The 22,094-nt window shown below is 70.8% G+C and carries 19 protein-coding genes and 1 pseudogene; 6 read left to right on the top strand and 14 right to left on the bottom strand.

The window, feature by feature from the left end; genetic code table 11:
* Positions 1 to 50 precede the first annotated feature (50 nt).
* Positions 51 to 437, bottom strand: a complete 387-nt coding sequence (locus ACZ60E_RS39595; RefSeq protein ID WP_384802084.1) for a hypothetical protein — start codon at positions 435 to 437, stop codon at positions 51 to 53.
* 428 nt (positions 438 to 865) lie between these two features.
* On the opposite strand from ACZ60E_RS39595, the gene ACZ60E_RS39590 reads away from it, so the two are divergent.
* Complete coding sequence (locus tag ACZ60E_RS39590) at positions 866 to 1,828, top strand: phosphotransferase family protein (RefSeq protein WP_469446932.1); 963 nt, start codon at positions 866 to 868, stop codon at positions 1,826 to 1,828.
* A gap of 3 nt (positions 1,829 to 1,831) precedes the next feature.
* On the opposite strand, the gene ACZ60E_RS39585 is transcribed toward ACZ60E_RS39590, so the two are convergent.
* From ACZ60E_RS39585 to ACZ60E_RS39570, 4 genes are read right to left on the bottom strand one after another with little or no spacing between them, the layout of a single operon-like run.
* Positions 1,832 to 3,190 (bottom strand): GH1 family beta-glucosidase, encoded by a 1,359-nt coding sequence (locus tag ACZ60E_RS39585; RefSeq protein ID WP_469446930.1) that lies wholly within the window; start codon positions 3,188 to 3,190, stop codon positions 1,832 to 1,834.
* 47 nt (positions 3,191 to 3,237) lie between these two features.
* Positions 3,238 to 4,137, bottom strand: coding sequence for a carbohydrate ABC transporter permease (locus ACZ60E_RS39580; protein ID WP_384802075.1), 900 nt, complete (start codon positions 4,135 to 4,137; stop codon positions 3,238 to 3,240).
* Positions 4,130 to 5,119: a carbohydrate ABC transporter permease gene (locus tag ACZ60E_RS39575; protein ID WP_384802072.1), complete on the bottom strand. Its 990-nt coding sequence runs from the start codon at positions 5,117 to 5,119 to the stop codon at positions 4,130 to 4,132. The genes ACZ60E_RS39580 and ACZ60E_RS39575 overlap by 8 nt, the downstream gene beginning before the upstream one ends.
* Positions 5,120 to 5,126: 7 nt before the next feature.
* The gene (locus ACZ60E_RS39570) at positions 5,127 to 6,443 is read right to left on the bottom strand and encodes an ABC transporter substrate-binding protein (RefSeq protein ID WP_453794986.1); all 1,317 of its coding nucleotides are present in this window, start codon (positions 6,441 to 6,443) and stop codon (positions 5,127 to 5,129) included.
* Between the two features lie 167 nt (positions 6,444 to 6,610).
* Between ACZ60E_RS39570 and ACZ60E_RS39565 the strand changes: the two genes are divergently transcribed.
* Complete coding sequence (locus tag ACZ60E_RS39565; RefSeq protein ID WP_469446927.1) at positions 6,611 to 8,197, top strand: ROK family protein; 1,587 nt, start codon at positions 6,611 to 6,613, stop codon at positions 8,195 to 8,197.
* A 103-nt stretch (positions 8,198 to 8,300) separates the two neighbouring features.
* A complete protein-coding gene (locus tag ACZ60E_RS39560) occupies positions 8,301 to 8,570 on the top strand; it encodes a hypothetical protein (RefSeq protein ID WP_384802063.1) in 270 nt (89 codons plus the stop codon).
* A gap of 99 nt (positions 8,571 to 8,669) precedes the next feature.
* On the opposite strand, the gene ACZ60E_RS39555 is transcribed toward ACZ60E_RS39560, so the two are convergent.
* The 3 genes from ACZ60E_RS39555 to ACZ60E_RS39545 form a co-directional block, all read right to left on the bottom strand.
* Positions 8,670 to 9,632, bottom strand: coding sequence for an SDR family NAD(P)-dependent oxidoreductase (locus ACZ60E_RS39555; protein WP_469446926.1), 963 nt, complete (start codon positions 9,630 to 9,632; stop codon positions 8,670 to 8,672).
* Between the two features lie 295 nt (positions 9,633 to 9,927).
* The gene (locus tag ACZ60E_RS39550; protein ID WP_469446924.1) at positions 9,928 to 10,593 is read right to left on the bottom strand and encodes an HAD family hydrolase; all 666 of its coding nucleotides are present in this window, start codon (positions 10,591 to 10,593) and stop codon (positions 9,928 to 9,930) included.
* Between the two features lie 51 nt (positions 10,594 to 10,644).
* Positions 10,645 to 11,682 carry a PHP domain-containing protein gene (locus tag ACZ60E_RS39545; protein ID WP_469446923.1) on the bottom strand — a complete coding sequence of 346 codons (1,038 nt, stop codon included), beginning with the start codon at positions 11,680 to 11,682 and terminating at the stop codon, positions 10,645 to 10,647.
* A 195-nt stretch (positions 11,683 to 11,877) separates the two neighbouring features.
* Here ACZ60E_RS39545 and ACZ60E_RS39540 point away from each other — a divergent pair, with 195 nt between their 5' ends.
* Entirely contained in the window at positions 11,878 to 12,114 is a 237-nt protein-coding gene (locus tag ACZ60E_RS39540) for a hypothetical protein (RefSeq protein ID WP_210886817.1), read from the top strand.
* A 375-nt stretch (positions 12,115 to 12,489) separates the two neighbouring features.
* Here ACZ60E_RS39540 and ACZ60E_RS39535 read toward each other — a convergent pair whose 3' ends face one another.
* From ACZ60E_RS39535 to otr(A), 4 genes are all read right to left on the bottom strand, one after another.
* Positions 12,490 to 13,761, bottom strand: a complete 1,272-nt coding sequence (locus ACZ60E_RS39535; RefSeq protein ID WP_469446921.1) for an RICIN domain-containing protein — start codon at positions 13,759 to 13,761, stop codon at positions 12,490 to 12,492.
* Between the two features lie 200 nt (positions 13,762 to 13,961).
* On the bottom strand, positions 13,962 to 14,636 hold the full coding sequence (locus tag ACZ60E_RS39530; protein ID WP_384802048.1) for a VanZ family protein: 675 nt from the start codon (positions 14,634 to 14,636) through the stop codon (positions 13,962 to 13,964).
* A gap of 203 nt (positions 14,637 to 14,839) precedes the next feature.
* A complete protein-coding gene (locus tag ACZ60E_RS39525; RefSeq protein ID WP_384802045.1) occupies positions 14,840 to 15,490 on the bottom strand; it encodes a DUF4230 domain-containing protein in 651 nt (216 codons plus the stop codon).
* Between the two features lie 120 nt (positions 15,491 to 15,610).
* The gene (otr(A), locus tag ACZ60E_RS39520) at positions 15,611 to 17,611 is read right to left on the bottom strand and encodes a tetracycline resistance ribosomal protection protein Otr(A) (RefSeq protein ID WP_469446920.1); all 2,001 of its coding nucleotides are present in this window, start codon (positions 17,609 to 17,611) and stop codon (positions 15,611 to 15,613) included.
* Between the two features lie 267 nt (positions 17,612 to 17,878).
* Between otr(A) and tuf the strand changes: the two are divergent.
* Positions 17,879 to 19,070 (top strand): annotated as a pseudogene (gene tuf, locus ACZ60E_RS39515) (elongation factor Tu).
* Between the two features lie 34 nt (positions 19,071 to 19,104).
* Here the strand turns inward: tuf and ACZ60E_RS39510 are convergent.
* On the bottom strand, positions 19,105 to 19,485 hold the full coding sequence (locus ACZ60E_RS39510; RefSeq protein ID WP_453794994.1) for an STAS domain-containing protein: 381 nt from the start codon (positions 19,483 to 19,485) through the stop codon (positions 19,105 to 19,107).
* Between the two features lie 373 nt (positions 19,486 to 19,858).
* Entirely contained in the window at positions 19,859 to 20,809 is a 951-nt protein-coding gene (locus tag ACZ60E_RS39505; protein WP_469446918.1) for an NADP-dependent oxidoreductase, read from the bottom strand.
* 70 nt (positions 20,810 to 20,879) lie between these two features.
* Between ACZ60E_RS39505 and ACZ60E_RS39500 the strand changes: the two genes are divergently transcribed.
* Positions 20,880 to 21,944, top strand: coding sequence for a GlxA family transcriptional regulator (locus ACZ60E_RS39500; protein WP_469446916.1), 1,065 nt, complete (start codon positions 20,880 to 20,882; stop codon positions 21,942 to 21,944).
* The last annotated feature ends 150 nt before the right edge of the window (positions 21,945 to 22,094 follow it).

The following is a 22,094-nucleotide window of genomic DNA, read 5'->3' as shown; positions in this document are numbered from 1 at the left end:
CCGATCCATGGAGAGCCACTGTGTTTTTGTGGAGGGTGACGGCAGACGTGCTACACGTCGTCGTCCAGGTCCGGGTCGGGGCCGCCGTTCGCGTCCGTGTTGGACAGGCGCAGGGCGAGGGTGCGCAGGAGATCGGTGCTCTTGATCTCGGTGCGTTCCGTGTCGTGGACGTCGGCGAGCTCCGAGAAGAGGAAGGCGAAGGCGCCGACGAGGGAGATCGCGGCGGGCATCAGGGCGTCGATGACCGCCTGGCCCGCCTCGGCGGGGGTGGCGTCGCCGGGGACCTCCACGGAGGGGAAGACTTCCGTCACCAGCCTGCCGAGTTGGGCCTCGCCGGCATCGATGTCCACCTCGGTGTCCTCGTTGAGCCTGCGCACCATTTCCTGAGTCTCGGTCAGGACGCCGATCGCTCGGAGGATGATCTCGCTCTGTTCCATGCGGGGAGCTTATGCGGTTCGCATGTACGGGGTTGTGGGGTGGGCGTTGCGGGGTCGGTGCGGGCCCGTTGTGGCCGGCCGCGCAGTTCCCCGCGCCCCTAAAAGACTGCGCAGTTCCCCGCGCCCCCAAAGCCGAAAGACTGCCCCGTTCCCCGTTCCCCGCGCCCGCGAAGGTCAAAGCCGAAAGACTGCGCTGTTCCCTGCGCCGCCGTAGGGCAAAGCCGAAAGATTGCGCAGTTCCCCGCGCCCCTAGGGGGGTGCCGGGTGCGCTCCGTGGTGGGCGTGGCCTTTTAGGGGCGCGGGGAACTGCGCAATCTTTTAGGCGCGCGTCGAACCGGCCGGTGCACGGCCGTTGTCCTGATCGCGCGGGCAGCGGCACATACGCTGGGGCCGGCGCACGAACACGCTGACGGGACGGGTGGGGTGGTATGCCGGACGAACGAGCCAGGTCGGTTCTGGAGGCGGCCGGGATCCCGGCGAGCGACCTCGAACGGTGTCGCTCCCTCACCGGTGGCACGTACAACACCGTCGAGGAACTGCTCCTCACCGACGGCACCCGGTACGTGCTGAAGACCCCACCCCCACCCGATGCCCCCGCCCTGAGCCACGAGCGCGAACTCCTCGTCTCCGAGGCGGAGTTCTACCGCGCCGCCGCCACGGCCGACGTGCCCGCCCCACACGTGGTGTCCGCACCGACCGGCCGTCACCTCCTGATGACCGCCTGCCCGGGCGACATGTGGGACGACCGTTTCACGTCGGACGAACAGGCCTCCCTGCGCGCCGAGTTGGGAGCGCTGACGGCCCGGTTGCATGAAGTGACCGGCCCCGGATTCGGGTACCCGTCCGGCGCACTCGGCCCCCTGTCCGCCGACTGGCGAACCGCCTTCACCGTCATGTACGCCGCCGTCCTGGACGACGCCCGCCGGTACGAGCCCTGGCTGCCCCGCCCGCTGGACGAGATCGCCCGCACGGCCGCCTCCGCGTACGACGCCCTGGACGAAGTGACCGTCCCGCGACTGGTCCCCTTCGACCTGTGGCGGGGGAACATCCTCGTCGAACACCCCGCCGCCGGTCGCGGCGAACCCCGCATCGGCGGGCTCATCGACGGCGAGCGGATGTTCTGGGGCGACCCCCTGGCGGACTTCGTGTCCCTGGCCCTGCTCGACGACATCGAGAAGGACCGCGATTTCCTGGTGGGCTATCAGGAGGGAGGCGGGCGGGCCGAGTTCACCGACCCGGCCCGCCGCCGTCTCGCCCTCTATCGTTCCTACCTCTACCTGATCATGCTCACCGAGACGGTCCCCCGGGCGATGGGGGCCGAGCACGACACCTGGCTCCGGGACGCGGTGGCCCCGGAACTCGTCGCGGCGCTCGACGAGTTGACCCGGTAGACGTCACGCGGCCTTGCGCTGCATCCCGCCGTGCTCCCGGACGATCTCGGCGTACCGGCGCCCGCTCCCCTTCACCGTGCGCCGCTGCGTCCGGTAGTCGACGTGGACCAGGCCGAAGCGCTTGTCGTAGCCGTACGCCCACTCGAAGTTGTCCAGCAGCGACCAGGCGTAATAGCCCGCAAGCGGAGCGCCCTTGCGAGCCGCCGAGGCGCAGGCCGCCAGGTGCTGTTCGAGGTACTGGACGCGCTCGGGATCGTGGACCGTGCCGTCGGGGCGTACGACGTCCGGGTAGGCCGAGCCGTTCTCGGTGACGTACAGCTTCCGGGCGCCGTACTCGTCCGTGAGGCGCAGCAGCAGGTTCTCGATGCCGGCCGCGTCGATCTCCCAGTCCATGGCCGTGCGCGGCACACCGTGACGGCGGACGGCGGCGGCGTACGGGGCCGGGCCCGTCGGGTCGTCCTCGATGGCCGACGGGAAGTAGTAGTTGAGCCCCAGCCAGTCCAGCGGCTGGGCCATGACCGCCAAGTCGCCTTCCTGCTCCGGGAGTTCGACCCCGTACACCTCGCGCATGTCCGCCGGGAAGCCGCGGCCGTGGACCGGGTCGAGCCACCAGCGGTTGGTGTGGCCGTCCATGCGCCGGGCCGCCGCGATGTCCTCGGGGCGCTCGGTGGCGGCCTCGATGTAGGACAGGTTGTTGACGATGCCGACCTGGGCGCCGGGGGCCGCGGCGCGGATCGCCTGGGTGGCGAGCCCGTGGCCCAGGAGCAGGTGGTAGGACGCGCGGACCGCCGCCGTGAGGTCGGTCAGGCCCGGGGCCATCCGGCCCTCCAGATGGCCGATCCACGCCGAGCACAGCGGCTCGTTGAGGGTCGTCCAGTGCTGGACGCGGTCGCCGAGGCGCTCGGCCACGACCGTCGCGTACGACGCGAGGTGGTGTGCCGTGTCGCGCTCGGTCCAGCCGCCCCGGTCCTGGAGCACCTGCGGAAGGTCCCAGTGGTACAGGGTGACCGACGGGGTGATGCCGGCCTTCAGCAGACCGTCGATCAACGCGTCGTAGAAATCGAGCCCCTTGGCGTTCGCGGGACCGTCGCCGCCCGGTACCACCCGTGGCCAGGCGATCGACAGCCGGTACGCGTTGGTGCCCAGCTCCTTCATCAGGGCGATGTCCTCGCGCCACCGGTGGTAGTGGTCGCAGGCGACATCGCCGTGGTCGTCGCCGTCCACCTTCCCCGGTGTGTGCGAGAAGGTGTCCCAGATGGAGGGCGAACGGCCGTCCTCGGCCACGGCACCTTCGATCTGGTACGCCGAGGTGGCCGTGCCCCACACGAAGTCCTGGGGGAGTGCGGCGAGATCGATGGTCACAGAAGTCCTCTCGGAACGGGGGGAGTCGACTGACGTGCGGGTGGTGGTCACTTGACGGCCCCGGCGGTGAGTCCGGCGACCAGATAGCGCTGGAGGAGCAGGAACCCGGCGACCACGGGCACGCTCACCACGAGTGAGGCGGCCATGACCTGGTTCCAGTACACGTCGTTCTGCGTGGCGTAGCCCTGGAGGCCGACGGCGAGCGTGCGGGTGGTGTCGTTGGTCATCACCGACGCGAACAGCACCTCGCCCCACGCCGTCATGAACGCGTACACGGCGACGGCGACGATCCCCGGCACCGCGGCGGGTACGACGACTCTGAAGAGCGCGCCGAGCGGCCCGTTGCCGTCCACCATCGCCGCCTCGTCCAGGTCGCGCGGCACCGACTCGAAGTACCCGATCAGCATCCAGATCGAGAACGGCAGCGAGAACGTCAGATAGGTGAGGATCAGACCGATCCGCGAGCCGAAGAGCGCGATACCGGTGGCGTTGCCGATGTTCACGTAGATGAGGAACAGCGGGAGCAGGAACAGGATCCCGGGGAACATCTGCGTGGACAGCACGGTCACGGTGAACAGGCGCTTCCCGCGGAAGCGGTAGCGGCTCACGCCGTACGCGGCGAAGATCGCGATCACCACCGAGAGGACCGTCGCCGCACCCGCCACGATCAGCGAATTGACGAAGTACTTCGCCAGCGGGACCGTCGACCAGATGTCGATGTACGGGCGGATCGTCAGCCCGCTGGGCAGCCAGCGGAACTCGCCCGACACGTCCTCCAGCGGCTTCAGCGAACTGGACAGCATCACGTACACGGGCAGCAGCACGAAACCGGTGAGCAGCGTGAGGAAGATCCGCCGCGACCACACGAAGGACCTGGGTGCGGCCATCGGTGACCGCCGCGCCCCCACCGGCTTCCCGGGCCGCGCCGCCGTGGTGGTCCTAGACATCGGCCGCCCTCCGTCCGCGTGAGGTCAGGGCGAGATAGACACCCGTCACGACCAGCAGGAACAGCAGAAGCAGCACGGACATCGCGGATCCCGTCCCGAAGTTCCACGTCACGAACGACGACTGGTAGATGTGGATCGAGATCAGGTCGGCCGCTTCCGGCGCCGCCTTGCCGAACAGCACGTACGGCGTGTTGAAGTCGTTGAACGTCCACAGGAAGAGCACGAGAACCAGCACCTGGTTGACCGGGCGCAGCGACGGCAGCGTGATGCGGCGCAGCTGCTGCAGCATCCCGGCCCCGTCGATCGACGCCGCCTCGTACAGCTCCTTGGGGATGTTCTGCAGGCCCGCCATCACGATGAGGAAGGCGAACGGCCAGCCCTTCCACACCGACACGACGAGCAGCGCGACGAAGCTGTTGTCGCCGATCAGCCAGAAGGACGGGCTGTCGGTGAGGCCCAGCTGGTCGTGCAGCACATGGTTCACCAGGCCGTTGTCCCGCTGGAACATGAAGGCCCAGGTGATGACGGCCGCGTACACCGGAAGCGCGTACGGGACGAGGAAGACGGCCCGCAGGAAGCCCCGGCCGCGGAAGTTCTCCTGCATGTACACCGCGGCCGTCGTGCCGAGCAGCCAGCACAGGCCGACGGAGAGCACGGTGAACGCGCAGGTGACGAAGAACGAGTGGAGCAGCGCCTTGCCGATGGGCGCGTCGAAGTCCACGGACAGGCTGTAGTTGTCGAAGCCCGCCCAGGGCGCGGCGCCCCAGTCGCGGATGTAGAACTGCGTGAGCTCCTTGAAGCTCATGACGATGCCGATCACCATCGGCACCAGATGGACGAGGAGTTCGAGCAGCAGGGCGGGCAGCAGGAGCAGATACGGCAGGGCGATCCGGCGTACCCGCCCGGTGCGGCGGCGCGGGGCAGGCGCCGTCGCACCGGGCGGTGCTTCCTTACCGACCGCGGGCTCGGCGGTCACGGTCATCGAACGCTCACTTCTTCGGCATCTGCTGCTGGGCCTCGTCGAGCTTCTCCTTGACCGAGGCCGTCGTCACGGGCCGGCCGGCCGCCGCGTCCGCGAAGAGCTCCTTGACGGCCGTGCCGACCGCGGTCTCGAACTGCGACTCGTTCGCCACCTGCGGCAGCGGGGCCGCGCTCTTGGCGAGCGTGTCCCGGATGACCTTCAGGGCGGGCGTGTTGAACGCGGGGTCCTGCTGGGCCGCCTTGACCGGCGGGATGGACCCGTAGGTCTTGTTGAGGACCGTCTGCTCGTCCACGCTCGTCATGAAGTTCACGAACTTCAGGGCGCCGTCGATGTTGTCGGTGTTCTTGAAGACGGCCATGTTGATGCCCGCCACCATCGAGTTGACGGCCGTGTCGGCGCCCGGGGTGCCGGACTGCACCGGTACCGGCGCGACGCCCCACTCGTCGTCGCTCATGCCGTGCGCCTTGAGCGTGGCCGCCGCCGTCTGCCACAGCACCATCGCCGTCTTGTCCTTGGCGAAGTCCTGGAGGGACTGGTTCTGCGCGTACTCGGCGTTGCCGGGCGCGACGACCTTGTCCTTGCCCATCAGGTCGACGTACTGCTTGACCGCCGCCACGGCCCCGTCGGAGGTGAAGTCGGGCTTGCCCTCGGCGTCGAAGAAGTCGGCGCCGTGCTGCTTGGCGAAGACGAAGACGTGGTGGATGTTCTCCGAGAGGTTCGCACCCTCGGCGCCCAGCGCCCACTTGTCGTCCTTGGAGATCTTCTTCCCGTCGGCGACCAGATCGTCCCAGGTGGCGGGCGGTCCGGATATCCCCGCGTCCTCGAACATCTTCTTGTTGTAGTAGAGCGCGTACGCCATCGAGTACAGCGGGACCGCCGCCGGATCGGAGCCGGTCTCGCCCGCCGAACCGAGCGCCGACCCGACGAACCGGTCCTTGCCGCCGATCTTCCCGAAGTTCTTGGCGTCCCAGGGCAGCAGGGCCCCGGTCGCCTGGAGCGAGGCGGACCAGGTGTTGCCGATGTTGAGGACGTCCGGGCCCTGGCCCGACGTCGTCGCGGCGAGGATGCGGTTGAGGAGATCCGACCAGGGGATGACCTCCAGCTTGACCTTGATGCCGGTCTGCTTCTCGAACTTCTTCAGCTCGGGAGTGAGGATCTTCTTGTCGGCCTCGATGCTCGGGCCCTGGTTGGAGGCCCAGTAGGTGAGCGACTTCGGCGAGTCGTTGGACCCGCCGTCCGTCGACGAGCCACCGCCGCACGCGGTCACGGCGGCCAGCAAGGAGACAGTGACCGCGCTCGCGGCCGCGGCTCGGGTTCTGCGCATGACGTCAGGCGTCCCTTCCTGAGGGAAAGCAGGAGGTGTCGTGCGTTCACTTCTCGAACGACCCTCACGGCTTAATTTAGGACGTGAGTTAAGCTCCGTAAGAAAGTCGCGTCAAGGGTTGGCGCAGCGGTATCTTGCAGGTCGGGGGTACGGCGGGAAGGGAACACATGGCGGGGCGGAACGGGCGAACGGTACGTGACCTGCGACGAGGCAATCGCACGGCCGTGCTGAGGAGGCTCTACTTCGACGGACCGATGAGCCGGTTCGAACTCGGGCCCGCCACCGGGCTCAGTTCCGGCTCCATCAGCAACGTCGTCGCCGAGCTGGTCGCCGACGGCCTGGTGGAGGAGGCGGGCAGCGTCGACTCCGACGGCGGCCGGCCCCGCACCCTGCTCCGGGTCGCCCCCGCCAGCGGCCACATGATCGGCGTGGACGTCGGCGAGACCCGCGTCCGCGTCGAGCTCTTCGACCTGTCACTGACCGAACTCGCCCGCACCGAACGCCCGTTGGAGCACCAGAGGTACGACGTCGACGTCATCGTCGGCCACATCCGCGACGGCGTCGCCGAGGTACTGGCCACCGCCGGCATCGCCCCCGAACGACTGCTGGGCGTCGGCATCGGCGTACCCGGCATCGTGGAACGCACCGCGGCGGACGGCGCCGTCGTGCACGGCCAGACCATCGGCTGGCCCGCCGTCCCGCTGGAGTCCCTGCTCCGTACCGCCTGCGGACTGCCCGACTCCGTCCCGTACTTCACCGACAACGGCGCCAAGACTCTCGGCCAGGCCGAGATGTGGTTCGGCGCGGGGCGCGGCGCGCGCAACGCGGTCGTGGTCCTCTTCGGCTCGGGTGTCGGCGCCAGCCTGGTCTCGGACGACGTGGAACTGGGCCGGGCCGTGGAATGGGGACACCTCACGGTACGGGTCAGGGGGCGCCGCTGCCGCTGCGGTGCGCTCGGCTGTCTGGAGGCGTACGCCGGGGCCGAGGCCCTGCTGCAACGCTGGGAGGAGGCCGGGGGACGGCCGCCCAAGGGCGTCGACGAGGAGACGGCCCTCACGGCCATGCTGGCGGCGGCCTATCCGGTCGAGGGCGGGACGGAGGGCGGGGTGCGCGGCGCGGCGGCCAGGGGCCCCGGCGCGTCCGCGTCCGCATCCGCATCCGCGTCAGTGTCAGTGTCCCCGGTCGGTTCGGCGGCCGATGGTGCGGCAGCGGCTGGTGGGGCGACTGGCGGTGGTGCGGCCGGTGGTGGGGCTGTGCCTGAGGGGACTCCCGGTGGTGGAGCTGCTGGTGGGGCTGCTGGTGGTGCCACAGTCAGCGGTTCGGCGGCCGGCAGTGGGGCGAGCGGCAGCGGGTCCGCCGGTGGCGCGGCCGTCGCCGGTGCCGCGCCCGACCCCGTGGCGCTGGCCGTGCTGGAGGAGACGGCCGAGTACCTGGGCGCGGGCCTCTCCGACCTGATCAACCTCTTCCAGCCCGAACGCATCCTCATCGGCGGCTGGGCCGGACTCCAGCTGGGCTCCCGCTTCCTGCCCGCCGTCCGCGCCCACGCCGTCTCGTACGCGCTGCGCCACCCGGCCGAGCGGGTCACCATCGAGCTCGGCGCCCTCGGGCCCGACGCGGTCACGGTCGGCGCGGCGATCCTTCCGCTGGCCGACTTCTTCGCCCGCGGCGGCCGTCGGCCGGGCACGGGACCGGGATCGGGGGACACCCCGCCACCGGCCTGGCGCGCGGCCCTGGAGGAGCGCGCTCCGCACTGACGCCCGGGGCTCCCGGGTTTGCCGGGTGGTCCCGGCAGGTACCCGCACCCTGGCCGACCGGGGACTTCCGCCCCGCGCGGCCCGACGAGGAGGGGAGCGCACCGTGAGCGAATACGGGACCAGGACGCCCGAGGAGAGCGAAGGACCCGTACCCCGGGACCTGCCGGACCAGCAGGTGCAGGAGGGCGAGGACCCCTGGGACGTCATCACGCCGCCCGAGTCGGGGCCGGACGAGGACGGGGACGGCGGCGTACGGGCGAAACCCGACACCGACGTCCCCGACACCGACGAGGCGGGCACCGGCCGGCAGGGCGATTCGGGCACGAGCACGGTCCACCCCGAGGACCCGGAGCCTGAGGAGTCTCCCGCCTGAGCGCCTGCCCCGCGTGCCTGAGCCCGCAACGCGCCGCGGGGCGCCCTGTTGAGCCGCTGCCGCTGCCGCTGCCGCTGCCGCTGCTGCTGCGGCCACGTCTCAGGCGAAGGCGTCGACGCCCGTGAGTTCCGCCGAGAGGGCCCACAGACGGGCCGCGGACGCCGGGTCGATCGCGTACTCGCGTACGCCGACCCGCGTACCGTCGGCCGGGGCGATCTCGGCGATGTCGCAGTCCTCGCAGTACACCCCGCCCATGCCGGACAGCTGCGGAGAGGTCGCCGCCCACACCTGGGTGGCCGCTCCCTGCTCGGGGGACTTGAAGCCCTCCGGGTTCAGCGGCACACCGTTCTCGTCGATCCAGCCGCGCTCGACCATCTCCTGCCGGGGGAGGTGGCGCTGGAGAGGCGTGAGGATGCCGCCCGGGTGCAGCGCGAAGGCCCGTACGCCCGAGTCCTTGCCCAGGGCGTCGAGCTGCACGGCGAACAGGACGTTGGCCGTCTTCGCCTGTCCGTACGCCTCCCACTTGTCGTAGTCGCCGCGGTTCCAGTGCGGGTCGTCCCAGCGGATGTCCGAGGTGTGGTGGCCCGTCGAGGAGACGGAGACGATCCGGGCGCCGCCCGGGGCGATCGCCGGCCAGAGCCGGTTGACCAGCGCGAAGTGACCCAGGTGGTTGGTCGCGAACTGCGCCTCCCAGCCGGGGCCGACGCGGGTCTCGGGGCAGGCCATGATCCCGGCGTTGTCGATGACGAGGTCGACGGTGCGGCCCGAGGCGAGGAAGCGGTCGGCGAACGTGCGCACGCTCTCCAGGTCGCCGAGATCCAGCTCGTCCACCTCGACGCCGTCGATACCGGCGACCGCCTCCTCGGCGACCGCCCGGCGCCGCGCGGGAACGACGACCGTGGCACCCGCCTTGCTGAGCGCGCGGGTCGTCTCCAGGCCGAGCCCCGAGTAGCCGCCGGTGACGATCGCCAGCCTGCCCGTGAGGTCGATGCCGGCGAGGACGTCGTCCGCGGTGCTGTGCCGGTCGAAGCCCGAACCGATCTTGTGCTGTGCAGTGGTCATACGGGTGACGCTACGGATTGGAGCGCTCTCGAAGTCAAGCGACGCCCCCGGAGAACGGGAAAGGCCCCGACCGGACGGGGGAATCGCGGTCGGGGCCGTCTGTGGGTGGCCACGGATGGCGGTCGCCTCTCGGCGGTGTGCTCCACAGGGCTTCAGCCGAACGATCTTCCCTGTGGGCGGAAGGTGAGGCCCGGGGACACTGTCCCATCCGCACCCACAGCTGATTTAACGGGAAACTACCGACGGGTGTTCCCAGGTCGGGGCGGTCTAGACCGTGATCTGCGTCACGAGCCGGTCAGCCTCCGGTCGCCAGCGGGCTCTTGGACAGCGACGCCAGGAGATGGGCCGGATCCCGGTAGACGGAGGTCGCCCCGGCCTTCTCCAGGTCGGCGCGCGGGATGCCCCCGCACAGCACTCCCACGCACAGGACACCCGCTCTGGTGCCCGCGCGCATGTCCCAGACCGTGTCACCGACGAAGAACGAGTGCTCGGCGGAGGCTCCGGCGAGTTCAAGTGCGTGCCCCACCGGATCGGGCGCGGGCTTCCCGGAGTCCACGTCGTCGGAACTGGCCGTCGCCCTGATGACGTCGTCGGCGTCGACGGCCCGCCGGAGTGCCGCCAGTTCCGCCCCGCCGGCCGAGGTGGCGAGCACGACCGTCCAGCCCTCGCTGTCGAGGCGCCGCAGCAGGTCACCGGCGCCGGGGAACGGGCGCAGCCGCTCGAAGTACGTGCCGTAGACGGTCTTGTGGGCGGCGCTGATCGTGTCGTCCTGCCCGGTGTCCCGTCCGTCGCCCAGCAGATGCGCGATCAGGTCGTCGGAACCGAGGCCCACCGCCCGGTGGACGTCGTGCATCGACACATCGTGCCCGGCCTGCCGGAACGCCTCCCACCAGGCCGTCACATGCAGATGGTTGGTGTCGACAAGAGTGCCGTCCACATCGAATACGGCTGCCCGCTCCATACGTCGTCCCTTCGCCGCGGTGGTGCGTCGTCCACGTGTCCCAGTACCGCGTCACGGGGCTCGTACGCCCGCGGGAGTCATGCGATCCCGCGTCCAGGCCAGCAGTTCCTCCGCCGGCCAGGTGGTGACCACCCGCTCCGGAGGCACCCCGCACTCCTCGGCCCGCGCGCATCCGTACACCTGCCACCCGAGCTGTCCCGGCGCGTGCGCGTCGGTGTCCACGGAGAACAGCACGCCCGCCGCGACCGCCCGGCGCAGCAGCCGCCGCGGTGGATCGAGCCGTTCGGGGCGGCTGTTGATCTCGACCGCCGTGCCCGTCTCGGCGCAGGCGGCGAACACGGCGTCCGCGTCGAACTCCGACTCCGGCCGCCCCCGCCCGGTGACCAGCCGCCCCGTGCAGTGCCCCAGTACGTCCGCGTGCGGATTCCGTACGGCGGCGACCATCCGGCGGGTCATCGCGGTCGCGTCCATCCGCAGCTTGGAGTGCACCGACACCACGACGACGTCGAGCCGGTCCAGCAGTTCCGGCTCCTGGTCCAGCGACCCGTCGTCGAGGATGTCGCACTCGATACCGGTGAGCAGCCGGAAGGGGGCCCAGCGCTCGTTCAGTTCCGCCACCACGTCCAACTGCTCCCGCAACCGCTCGGGGGACAGACCGCGGGCCACCGTCAGACGCGGCGAGTGATCCGTGAGGACCGCCCACTCGTGCCCGAGGCGGGCCGCGGCACGGCCCATCTCCTCGATGGGACTGCCGCCGTCCGACCAGTCCGAGTGCAGATGGCAGTCGCCGCGCAGCAGGGCCGCCAGCTCCTCGCCGCCCAGGACGAGGGGTTCCGCCGCCTCCTGCTCCAGCTTCTCCAGATAGCCGGGCGGCTGCCCGGCCAGCACCTCGCGCACCACCTGTGCGGTCTTCGGCCCGATGCCCTTCAGGGACTCCAGCGACCCGTCGGCCGCCCGCCGGGCCACCTCGTCGGCGGACAGCTCCGTGACGACGCCCGCCGCCGTGCGGAACGCCCGTACGCGATAGGTGGGGGCCTGGGACCGCTCCAGCAGGAAGGCGATACGGTCCAGCGCCTCGGCCGGGTCCATGGATCAAGCGTGGCCCAGCCGGGCCGGGTCCGCACGGCAGCCGACCGGCCTGCCCTGTGCCACCATGAGAGACGAACCTCGTACGGCCACGGACGCAGCCACAGTCACGGCCGCCGTCGCCGCCGAGCGCCACGACGACCGACACCGCCGCCCGGGCAGGCTTATCGGCGGCACGCGTGTGGAACCGGTGGGATCATGACTGAAATCGCCAGCCCTCACATCTCGTATCCGCGGATCACGGTCCTGGGCGTGCAGCCCGGCGATCCGCCCTTCCGCATCGTGGAGATCGACGGCGCCGTCATCGGTGAGGCCAAGAGCTTCACGGACGTCCTGGTGGCCGCCGCGGCGTACGGCATCCCGGTGCACGACGCCGATGATCCTGCCGTGGTCCGCTGGGTCGGCGGGGACAAGCTCACCTGGCATCCGCGATAGCGGTGGATCGGCCGTCGGCGCGGCCGGGTGAATTCCGACAGGCCGGAGAGGCCGAAGTGGCTGGAGGGGCCGTAGGCGCCAGAGGAGTCCGAGGGGGGCGTGTGGCGCTGTGGTGTGCGCGCGGTGGTGAGCCGTCGCGGGTGGCGCGACCCCGCGCATCGGCGGGCCGCGGAAGCGGACACGGCCGTGCATGGGGCCCTGGCGACAAGGGCACTTTGATCTTGCAGCGCGCGTGACCCGAGGAGGGGAGTGGCACGTCCGGCAGGGGCGGACGTGCCGCGTGACACACGGACCACGCGCAAGCGTCGTACGTACGAGCAGAGCCAGGCCGGGCGATCCCCGGGCCTGGCTCTGCCGCTGCTGGACGTCCGCCTCTCAGCCGACCGTCCACTTCTGGTTGGCCGCACCCGTGCAGGTCCACAGCTGCAGCCGGGTGCTGTTGGCCGAGTTGTTGCCCGTGACGTCCAGGCACTTGTTCGCCTGCGGATTCACGATGTCGCGAGCTCCGCTGACGACCCACTGCTGGGCGGGTACGCCTGCGCAGTCCCAGAGCTGGACGGGCGTGCCGTCGGCCGTGCCACCCCCGGCGGCGTCCAGGCACTTGCCCAGTGCGCGGACGGTGCCGTCCGAGCCCACGCTCCACTGCTGGGCCGCGGTGCCGTTGCAGTCGTAGAGCTGGACGGGCGTGCCGTTGGCGGGATTCGCGCCCGCCACGTCGACGCACTTGCCCGCGAGGCCCCTGATGGCCGAGCCGCCGCCGGAGCTGTCACCCGTCGTCACCTTCACCTCGTCCACGACGAGCTGCGAGGGGAAGGGGGTCGAACCGTCCGGGTCGCCCGGCCAGTAGCCGCCCACCGCGAGGTTGAGGATCAGGAAGAACGGCTTGTTGAACACCCACTGCCTGCCGCCCAGGTCGGCCGGGGTGCGGGTCTGGTAGACGGTGCCGTCCACGGACCAGGTGACCCGCTCGGGCGACCAGTCGACCGCGAAGGTGTGGAAGGCGTCGGCGAAGGCCTGTCCGCCGGGCAGCGAGTAGCCGGCGCCTATGCCGCCCGAGCCGGAGTAGCCGGGGCCGTGCAGGGTGCCGTGCACGGTTCCGGGCTCGAAGCCCACGTTCTCCATGATGTCGATCTCACCGGAGTTGGGCCAGCCGACCTGTCCGATGTCGTTGCCCAGCATCCAGAACGCCGGCCACATGCCCTGCCCGCGGGGCACCTTCAGCCGGGCCTCGACCCGTCCGTAGGTGGTGGTGAACTTGCCGGAGGTGTTGAGCCGGGCCGAGGTGTACTCGCAACGCCCGTACCAGCACTGGTAGTTGTTCGGGTTCTCGCGGCGGGCCTCGATGACCAGGTGACCCTGGCCGTCGAGCTTCGCGTTGTTGTTGCCGGCCGTGTAGTACTGCCGCTCGTGGTTGTTGACGTTGTCGCCGGTCTCGATCTGCCACTTCGAGGAGTTGGGGGCCGAACCGGCGGCACCGTCGAAGGTGTCCTGGAACGTCACCGCCGCGGCGGCGCTCGGAGCGGGGTCCGCCTGGACGTGTGCCGCCCGGGCCGGGTCCGCCTGGGCGGGTCCGACCGCGACGGACGCGAGGAGTGCGGCGGACAGGGCGGCGAGGAGGTATCTGCGGAGCAGGCGTGGCGAGTCCACGACGTCTCCCTTCCGTACGGCGATCCCCGTGGGGGAGGAGCCGACTGAGGTGGGGGGTGCGCGCTTCGACTCTTGATTTAAGAAGTGAAGTAAGGGGTGCGTCAAGACTCTGGTACAGACCAGCTGTTCACACCCCGCGAACGCCCCGCCTCAGCCCCGGAAGGCCCCAACTCCTCTACGGGCTCGGCCCCTTGGCTGCTTCAGGCCGCAGCCGCCTTGCGCTCCCGCCGTCGCGGATGCACGGCGCGGCTCATCCGCCGGCCGAGGAGCAGATATCCGATCAGGGCGCCGGAGGTGTTGAGGATGACGTCGTCGATGTCGAAGGCGCGTCCGGTGATGAACGTGCCCTGCACCACCTCGACCAGCAGCATCGCCAGGGCGGTCAGCAGGGTCACCCGCAGGACGCCGCGCGCCTTGGGCACCAGCAGCGGCAGCAGCACGCCGAAGGGGATGCCGAGGACGATGTTGCCACCGATCTGCTTGACCGCGTCCCGCAGCTCGGGCTGGTCGAGATAGGCGCGCAGGGAGCGCCCCGGGTGGATGTTGTTGTGCGTCAGCGCCTCGGAGGCCGGCGACGGCTGGAGCGTGAGCTTGGCCAGCACGGCCGCGAAGGCCACCATCGCGGCGAAGGCGATGAGGACGACGAGGAAGCGCACGACCAGGGGAGGCCGGCGCCGCTCGCGGACCGCCTTCGAGGACGACGGGCGCGGCGGCTTGGACGACGGTTTGCGGGGTGCTTTCGAGGACGGCCGCCCGTTCTTCGTGCCGAGGCGGAGACGCGGCTTCGCGGCGCGGGAGTCCGTCTTGTCGGGGCCCGAGCGTGACGCCGAGCGGAAACCAAAGGCGGTACGGGGGCGTAGCGCTTCGCGGGCCATGCAACCCTCCAGTTTGGGACTGCGGTGTGGTGGAACCCGCATACCCTTTGATCGGTCGAAGATGCCGCTGTATCCGGCCCGTCGGGAGCATCCGGGCAGGACACGCGAATGCGCCCGCGAGCTGCACTTGGGGCTGCTCGCGGGCGCGGTCGTGCACGGGGCGCCGGCCTGGCGGACGGCGCCTGATCGAGGGCTCGGACGGCTCAGGTCCCGTAGGTCACACGCACCTCCTTGAACCCGAGCGAGCCCAGCAGCCCCTTGAGCATGCTGGTGGTGTTCTCCTCGGCGCGGGCGGTCAGCTCGCTGTCCTTCGCGGCGTCACCGATGTGCCGGGCGGCGAGCCGCTGCACGGCCCGCTCGTCGTTCGGGTTGTCCGAGAACACATCGCCGAGCCGGTCGAGGAGACCGCGCTGCTTGGAGACGGCGTACGAGTGGTCGGGGTCCAGTGCCGGCTTGCCCAGGGCCGCGTGCGGGAGCCTGAGCGTGGCCGATGTGCGGTCCTCGTTGACCTGCACATCCTTGTCGCGGATCTTTCCGAGGTCGACATAGGAGTCGACGGTGCCCGCGCCCACGTACAGGGTGCGGGTGCCACGGACCGCGTCCGGCAGATACTTGGTGTCCTTCTCCAGATCCACCACCACCTGGAAGTTGCCCGAGGCGGCGTCGTAACGGCTGATGTCCTGGATGGACTTGAGGAGCGTGGGCCCCGTCCGGTCATGGGTCTCCTCACCGAACACGTCGCCCAGTCCGGGCAGCAGACTCCACCGAAGGCCGGCGAAGAGCACTGCCAGAACCAGCACGACGGCACTCACGACCTTCGCCCATCCGGGCATGCGCTTAAGAGACGTCGTCATGTGGACCGTCCTCCTTCCTCCTTCCTTGTGCCCGCCAAATGCCCGGCCAGACAGGCGTGTTGGCGCGCCCCTTCGTCTTCGTCCGTCGCGTGCGGACGCGCGGCCCCGGCCCGTCGCCGGTCACCGGACCGGACGGTCCCCCGAGGGGCGTGACCACCAGACGCCCTCGCCGTGGGTCAGACCGGGCAGCCGCAGCTCCATGTCGCGCACGTGCCGGGCGGGCAACCGGCCCGTGACCAGCCAGGAGGTGCCGCCGCCCGTCGTCTCGCCGAACTCCGTCCCGCAGGCGGCGAGTCGGGCCGTGACGGGGGCGAGCGCGTCGAGGGGCAGGTCGGCCTCGAAGGAGTGGTACGGCTCGTACACCTGTGTGTGCGCGTGCTCCAGAGCGCGGTGCAACACCACCGGCGTGAGCCCGCGGAAGTCGCCCGCCGTGCTGAGCGGCGCGACGTAGCCGGAGCGGACGAGCGTGACCCTGCAGTCCGTCACCGGCCAGCCGTGCGGGCCGCCGTCGAGCAGGGTGGCGTGCACGGTGTCCTCGACGGCCTGGTGGAACGCGCGGGGCAGGGCGCCGAGTTCGGTCTCGTACGCGAAGACCGTGCCGCTGCCGTGCGGGCCGGGCCCGACGCGAAGGCCGACCGTCGCCCAGAACCCGGTGTGGCCGTGCCGCCGGACCTCCTCGTACGCCTCCCCGGTGCCCACCGGCCGCTCCAGGCACCGGATCCGGCTCGGCTCGAACTCGGCCTTGATGCCGAAGTCCTGGGCGAGGGTGGCGGCGATGACCTCCTTCTGCACCTCCCCGTACAGGAGCAGCGCGGTGCTGCCGGACGGCCCCGGGCGCGCGTGCAGCAGCGGGTCCTGGTCGGCCAGGGCCAGCAGGGCGGTGCGCAGCGCCGCCGCGTGTCCGGCCTCCCGGGCGCGGACCAGGGTCTCCAGGGTGGGGGCGGCGAACTGCGGGGCGCGGTCCGGGACCCGGCCGAGGCGGTCGCCGACCCGGACGCCGTGCAGGCCGGTCACCGCGGCGATGTTGCCCGCGGTGAGCGGTCCCGGCCGGCCCACGACGTCGAGGCCGAGAGCCCGGCCGGGCACCTTCCGCTCCCTGCCGTCCGCCTCGCGCCGCAGCAGGGTGAGCCGCTGACGAGGCGTCACCTCACCCTCGTACAGGCGGAGATAGGCCGTGCGCTCACCGTCGGGCCGGGTGCGTACGGCGAAGACCGTGCCGCGTGGCTCCACCGTGCCGAGCGCCTTTCCGAGACCCGCTCCCTCCACGGGGCCGGGCGCCGGGATCAACCGGGTCACGGCCTCGACGAGTTCGGTGATGCCCTGGCCGCCGAGCGCGGAGCCGAAGAGGACCGGGTGCAGGGAGCCGTCGGCGGTCCGTGCGGCGAGCGCGGCGCGCAGTTCGTCCGGAGTCGGCGGCGGTCCGTCCACGACGGCCGCCAGGATGCCGGGATCGGCGTCGGCGAGCGTCTCCGCCGTACGCGGCTCGTCCACGGGGCGCGGTACGACCCTGGCGCGGGAGGTGCCGAGGTCGCGGACCCCCGTGAGCGGCACGATGAGCGGCGTCAGCCTGCGCCGGATGTCGTCCAGCAGGCCCTCCTCCCGTGCGCCCGCGCGGTCGATCTTGTTCACGAAGACGAGCGTCGGCAGCCGGAGCCGGCGCAGGGTCTTCATCAGCACCCGGGTCTGGGCCTGCACGCCCTCCACGGCGGACAGCAGCAGGACCGCTCCGTCGAGGACCTCCAGGGCACGTTCGACCTCCGCGATGAAGTCGGAGTGCCCCGGGGTGTCGATCAGGTTGATCTGCACGTCACCGGCGGTGTGCCCGGCTTGGCCCACGTCCACGTCCGCGTGCATGTCCGCGTGCACGTCCACGTCGGCGCCCTTGGCGGTGAAGGCGGCGACGGCCGAGCGGATGGTGATGCCGCGCTGCCGTTCGATCGCGCCGTCGTCCGTTCGGGTGTCGCCGGCGTCGACGCTGCCGAGCCGGTCGATGACGCCCGCGTCGAAGAGCAGCCGCTCGGTGAGGCTGGTCTTACCGGCGTCGACGTGCGCCAGGATGCCGATGTTCAGGGTGCGGGTGTCGCGGGTGCGCGAGAGACGCGCGGTGTTCCAGGAGTTCATGCGTGGTCGAGTCCTCAAGAACGATCGTCCGACGGGGGCGAGGGGTTCCGAGGAATCGGCGCATGCGAGCTCCTGAGGCGGGTCGGGGAGTGGTCCACGGGCATGATGGCCCGTTCCCGTGGGTCGGCCGCAACCGAATTTCCCGTCCGTGGACAGGGCGCCCGAACGGCGGTACCGAGTAAGTACCGAACAGGCGAGGAGAGCGGACCGAGCGGAGCGGACCGGGCGGAGCACGCCCGTGTCACCGGGTGATCAGGAGGGCTCGCAGTGGTCAAGGCGAAGTTCGAGCGGACCAAGCCGCACGTCAACATCGGCACCATCGGTCACATCGACCACGGCAAGACGACCCTCACGGCGGCCGTGACGAAGGTCTTGCACGACAGGTTCCCCGACCTCAACCCGTACACGCCGTTCGAGCAGATCGACAAGGCGCCCGAGGAGCGGCAGCGCGGCATCACGATCTCCATCGCGCACGTCGAGTACCAGACGGAGCGGCGGCACTACGCGCACGTCGACTGCCCGGGACACGCCGACTACATCAAGAACATGATCACGGGAGCGGCGCAGATGGACGGCGCGATCCTCGTGGTCGCCGCGACCGACGGGCCGATGCCGCAGACCAAGGAACACGTCCTGCTGGCACGGCAGGTCGGCGTCCCGTACATCGTCGTCGCCCTGAACAAGACGGACATGGTCGACGACGAGGAGATCCTCGAACTGGTCGAGCTTGAGGTGCGCGACCTGCTCACGGAGTACGAGTTCCCGGGCGACGACGTCCCGGTCGTGCGGGTCTCCGCGCTCAAGGCCCTGGAGGGCGACGAGCAGTGGACCGCGTCCGTGCTCGAACTCCTCGCCGCCGTCGACGAGTTCGTGCCCGAGCCGGTACGGGACGTGGACCGGCCCTTCCTGATGCCGATCGAGGACGTCTTCACCATCACGGGCCGCGGCACGGTCGTCACCGGCCGCATCGAACGCGGAGTGCTGAAGATCAACCAGGAGGTCGAGATCATCGGCATCCACGAGGAGAAGACGAAGACGACGGTCACGGGCGTCGAGATGTTCCGCAAGCTGCTCGACGAGGGCCGGGCCGGGGAGAACGTCGGGCTGCTCCTGCGGGGCGTGAAGCGAGGAGGTCGAACGCGGGCAGGTCGTCATCAGGCCGGGTTCGGTCACGCCGCACGCCGAGTTCGAGGCGAGGGCGTACATCCTGTCGAAGGACGAGGGCGGCCGGCACACGCCCTTCTTCCACAACTACCGGCCGCAGTTCTACTTCCGTACGACGGACGTCACGGGAGTCGTCACCCTGCCCAAGGGCACCGAGATGGTCATGCCGGGCGACAACACGACCATGCACGTCCAGCTGATCCAGCCGATCGCGATGGAGGAGGGGCTGAAGTTCGCGATCAGGGAGGGCGGGCGGACCGTCGGCGCGGGCCAGGTCACCAAGATCCTGAAGTAGCCGGGAGGCGTACTGCTCGGGAGAACTCCGGGCTCTACGAGTACTCCGAGGCGGCCTCCGGGCGCCCCAGGGCCTCGTCCATGCTCGACAGCGGCGGCATGACCTTCGCCAGCTCGGTCACGCGCAGGATGCGCAGGGTCAGCGGATGGGTGCAGACCAGGTGCACCTTGCCGCCCTGGGCGAGGACCCGGCGGCGGGCCCGGTACAGCAGACGCAGGCCGGAGCAGTCGAAGAACTCGATGTGCCGCAGGTCGAGGACGACCCGGGCGGCCGGGAGTCCCGTCGCCGCGTCCAGCGCCGGAATGATGTCCAGCGCGGCGAGGATGTCGATCTCGCCGTGGAATTCCAGCACGGTGTGTCCGCGCTCTTGGTGCACGCGCAGGTGCGGGGAGTGCGGCCCGGGTTTGCTGCACACGACGACATCACCTCCAACAGGGTCACCGGGGACCAGGGTGACGTCGTTCCGTGAGCATAGAGCCGACGTGGCGCAGCTTGAGACCGCTCCACCGTCCCTCACCCTGCAAGTTACCCTCGTTAGAGGGAATTTCAGCATGTTCGATTGACATATGTCTGTCATTTAGGAGACGTGCCGCACGTTCAATGCGCCCCGCGGTGCGCCCCGCGGTGCGCCCCCGGGTGCGCGGACAGCGCCCTGCGGACGCGGGCCATCGCGCGGCCGGACGGGTCGGCCCGCAGGTCACGTCGCCGCAGGGGGGCCCGGGTCACCAGGAAGGCCCCGCGACATCATCGATGATGTCGCGGGGCCCTGCGAAGAGCTACCGGAAGAACTACCGCACCTGGAGTACGAGCTTGCCCACCGTCCGCCCGGTATCGCCCAGCGCGTGCGCCTTCGCCGCCTCGGCCAACGGGAAGACCTCCGCGACCGTGGCGCGCAGCGTCCCCGCGGCGACGAGCCCGGCGATGGCGCTCATCCCCGCCTGGTCGGCCTCCACGAGCATCTCCACCGCCCGCACACCGAGCCCCGCCGCCTCCTCGGCGAGCTCCGGGGACCCCGACGGCAGGATCGACACCAGCAGCCCGCCCGGGCGCAGCGTCCGCAGTGAACGCGAACGGTAGTCGCCCCCGACCGTGTCCAGGACGACGTCGACGTCACGCACGGCCTCGGCGAAATCGGTCTCCCGGTAGTCGACGAGCTCGTCGGCGCCCAGTCCGCGCAGGAACTCGTGCTTGCCCGAGCTGGCCGTACCGATCACGTACGCGCCCCGCTCCTTGGCGATCTGGACGGCCAGGTGCCCCACCCCGCCGGCCGCGGCGTGGATCAGCACCCGCTGCCCCGGCTGGACGTCCGCCGTGTCGACCAGTGCCTGCCAGGCGGTCAGCGCGGCGAGGGGAACGGCTCCCGCCTGTGTGTGGTCGACCTCGGCCGGCTTGCAGGCGAAGGCCCGCGCCGGCGCGGTGACGTATTCGGCGTGCGCCCCTACGCCGTACGGGTAGGGCAGCATGCCGAAGACCTCGTCGCCCGGCCGGTGGATGGTGACGCCGAGACCGACGGCCTCGACGACCCCGGAGACGTCCCAGCCGAGGACGAACGGTGGCTCGCCGAGGAAGTTGCCGTTCGCCCGATGCTTCCAGTCGGTCGGGTTCAGGCCCGCCGCGTGCACCCTGACCAGTACTTCGCTGGGACCCGGCCGAGGGATCTCCCGTTCCACTTCCTTGAGGACCTCGGGACCGCCGAGGACGTCCTGACTGATCGCGCGCATCGTGTTCGCAGTGCTCATGCGTCTCAGCCTGCCCGGCTTCGGAGACCGAGGAAATGGCATGATTGCCATTGTTCGATAAGATCGTGCCATGCAGCGGACAGGGACGCAGATGCAGACACAGGCGCAGACGTACTGCGGGGGGCGCCCCGTGCACGAGGAGCGGCCGACGGACTCCGCACGCCCCGACCGCCAGGGGTACGAGGGACAGGTGGAGCGAGTCGTCGTGCTCGCCCTCGACGGGGTCTACCCCTTCGAACTCGGCATCCCGAACCGGGTGTTCGGCTCCGCCGAGGGCCGGTACGAGGTGCTGACCTGCACGGTGGACGGGCGGCCGGTCCGCAGCAACGCGGACTTCTCGATCACCGTCGAGCACGGGCCCGAAGTGCTGCGTACGGCCGACACCGTGGTGATCCCGCCCTTCGTGCTGACCGACCTGAGTACCGACCTTCCCGAGGCGGTGGCCGACGCGCTCCGGGCCATCCGCCCCGGCACCCGGATCGTCTCCATCTGCACGGGCGCCTTCGTGCTGGCCGCGGCCGGCATGCTGGTCGGGCGCCGGGCGACCACGCACTGGCAGCTGGCCGGGCTGTTCCGGCAGATGTTCCCGGAGGTGGACCTCGACGCCGATGTGCTGTTCGTGGACGAGGGTTCCCTGCTCACCTCGGCGGGGGCCGCGTCCGGGGTGGACGTCTGCCTGCACCTGGTGCGCAAGGACCACGGCAGTGAGCTGGCCAACCGGGTGGCGCGGTCCTGCGTGGTGCCGCCCTGGCGTGACGGCGGCCAGGCGCAGTACATCGAGCAGCCGGTGCCCGGACCGACGGCGACGAGCACGGCGGCGACCCGGCACTGGGCGCTGGAACGGCTCGGTGAGCCGCTGACCCTGACCGAGCTGGCCGACCATGCGCGGATGAGTCTGCGTACGTTCGCGCGCCGCTTCAACGACGAGGTCGGGATGAGTCCGGGGCGCTGGCTCATCCAGCAACGGGTCGTACGGGCGCGGCAGTTGCTCGAAACCAGCGATCTGGCGGTGGATCAGGTCGCGGGTGAGGTGGGGTTCGCGACGGGTACGTCGCTGCGGCAGCATCTGCATGCGGCGATCGGGGTGTCGCCGCAGGCGTACCGCCGCACGTTCCAGACGGGCCGCCGGCCTTGACGCCCGCGCGGACCGGCCGTGCCTCGCGTCACCACCTCGGGGGCTCCGCCCCCGGGCCCCCGCTGCGCAGTTCCCCGCGCCCCTGGAAGTGCCTGTGCTGCCCGGTCCGGCTCCCCGTCACCGCCTTGGGGGCTCCGCCCCCGGACCCCC

Source organism: Streptomyces sp. NPDC102514 (genome assembly GCF_055584525.1).
Note: the sequence above shows the minus strand (reverse complement) of the source record. Positions and strands in the feature narration are given on the sequence as shown.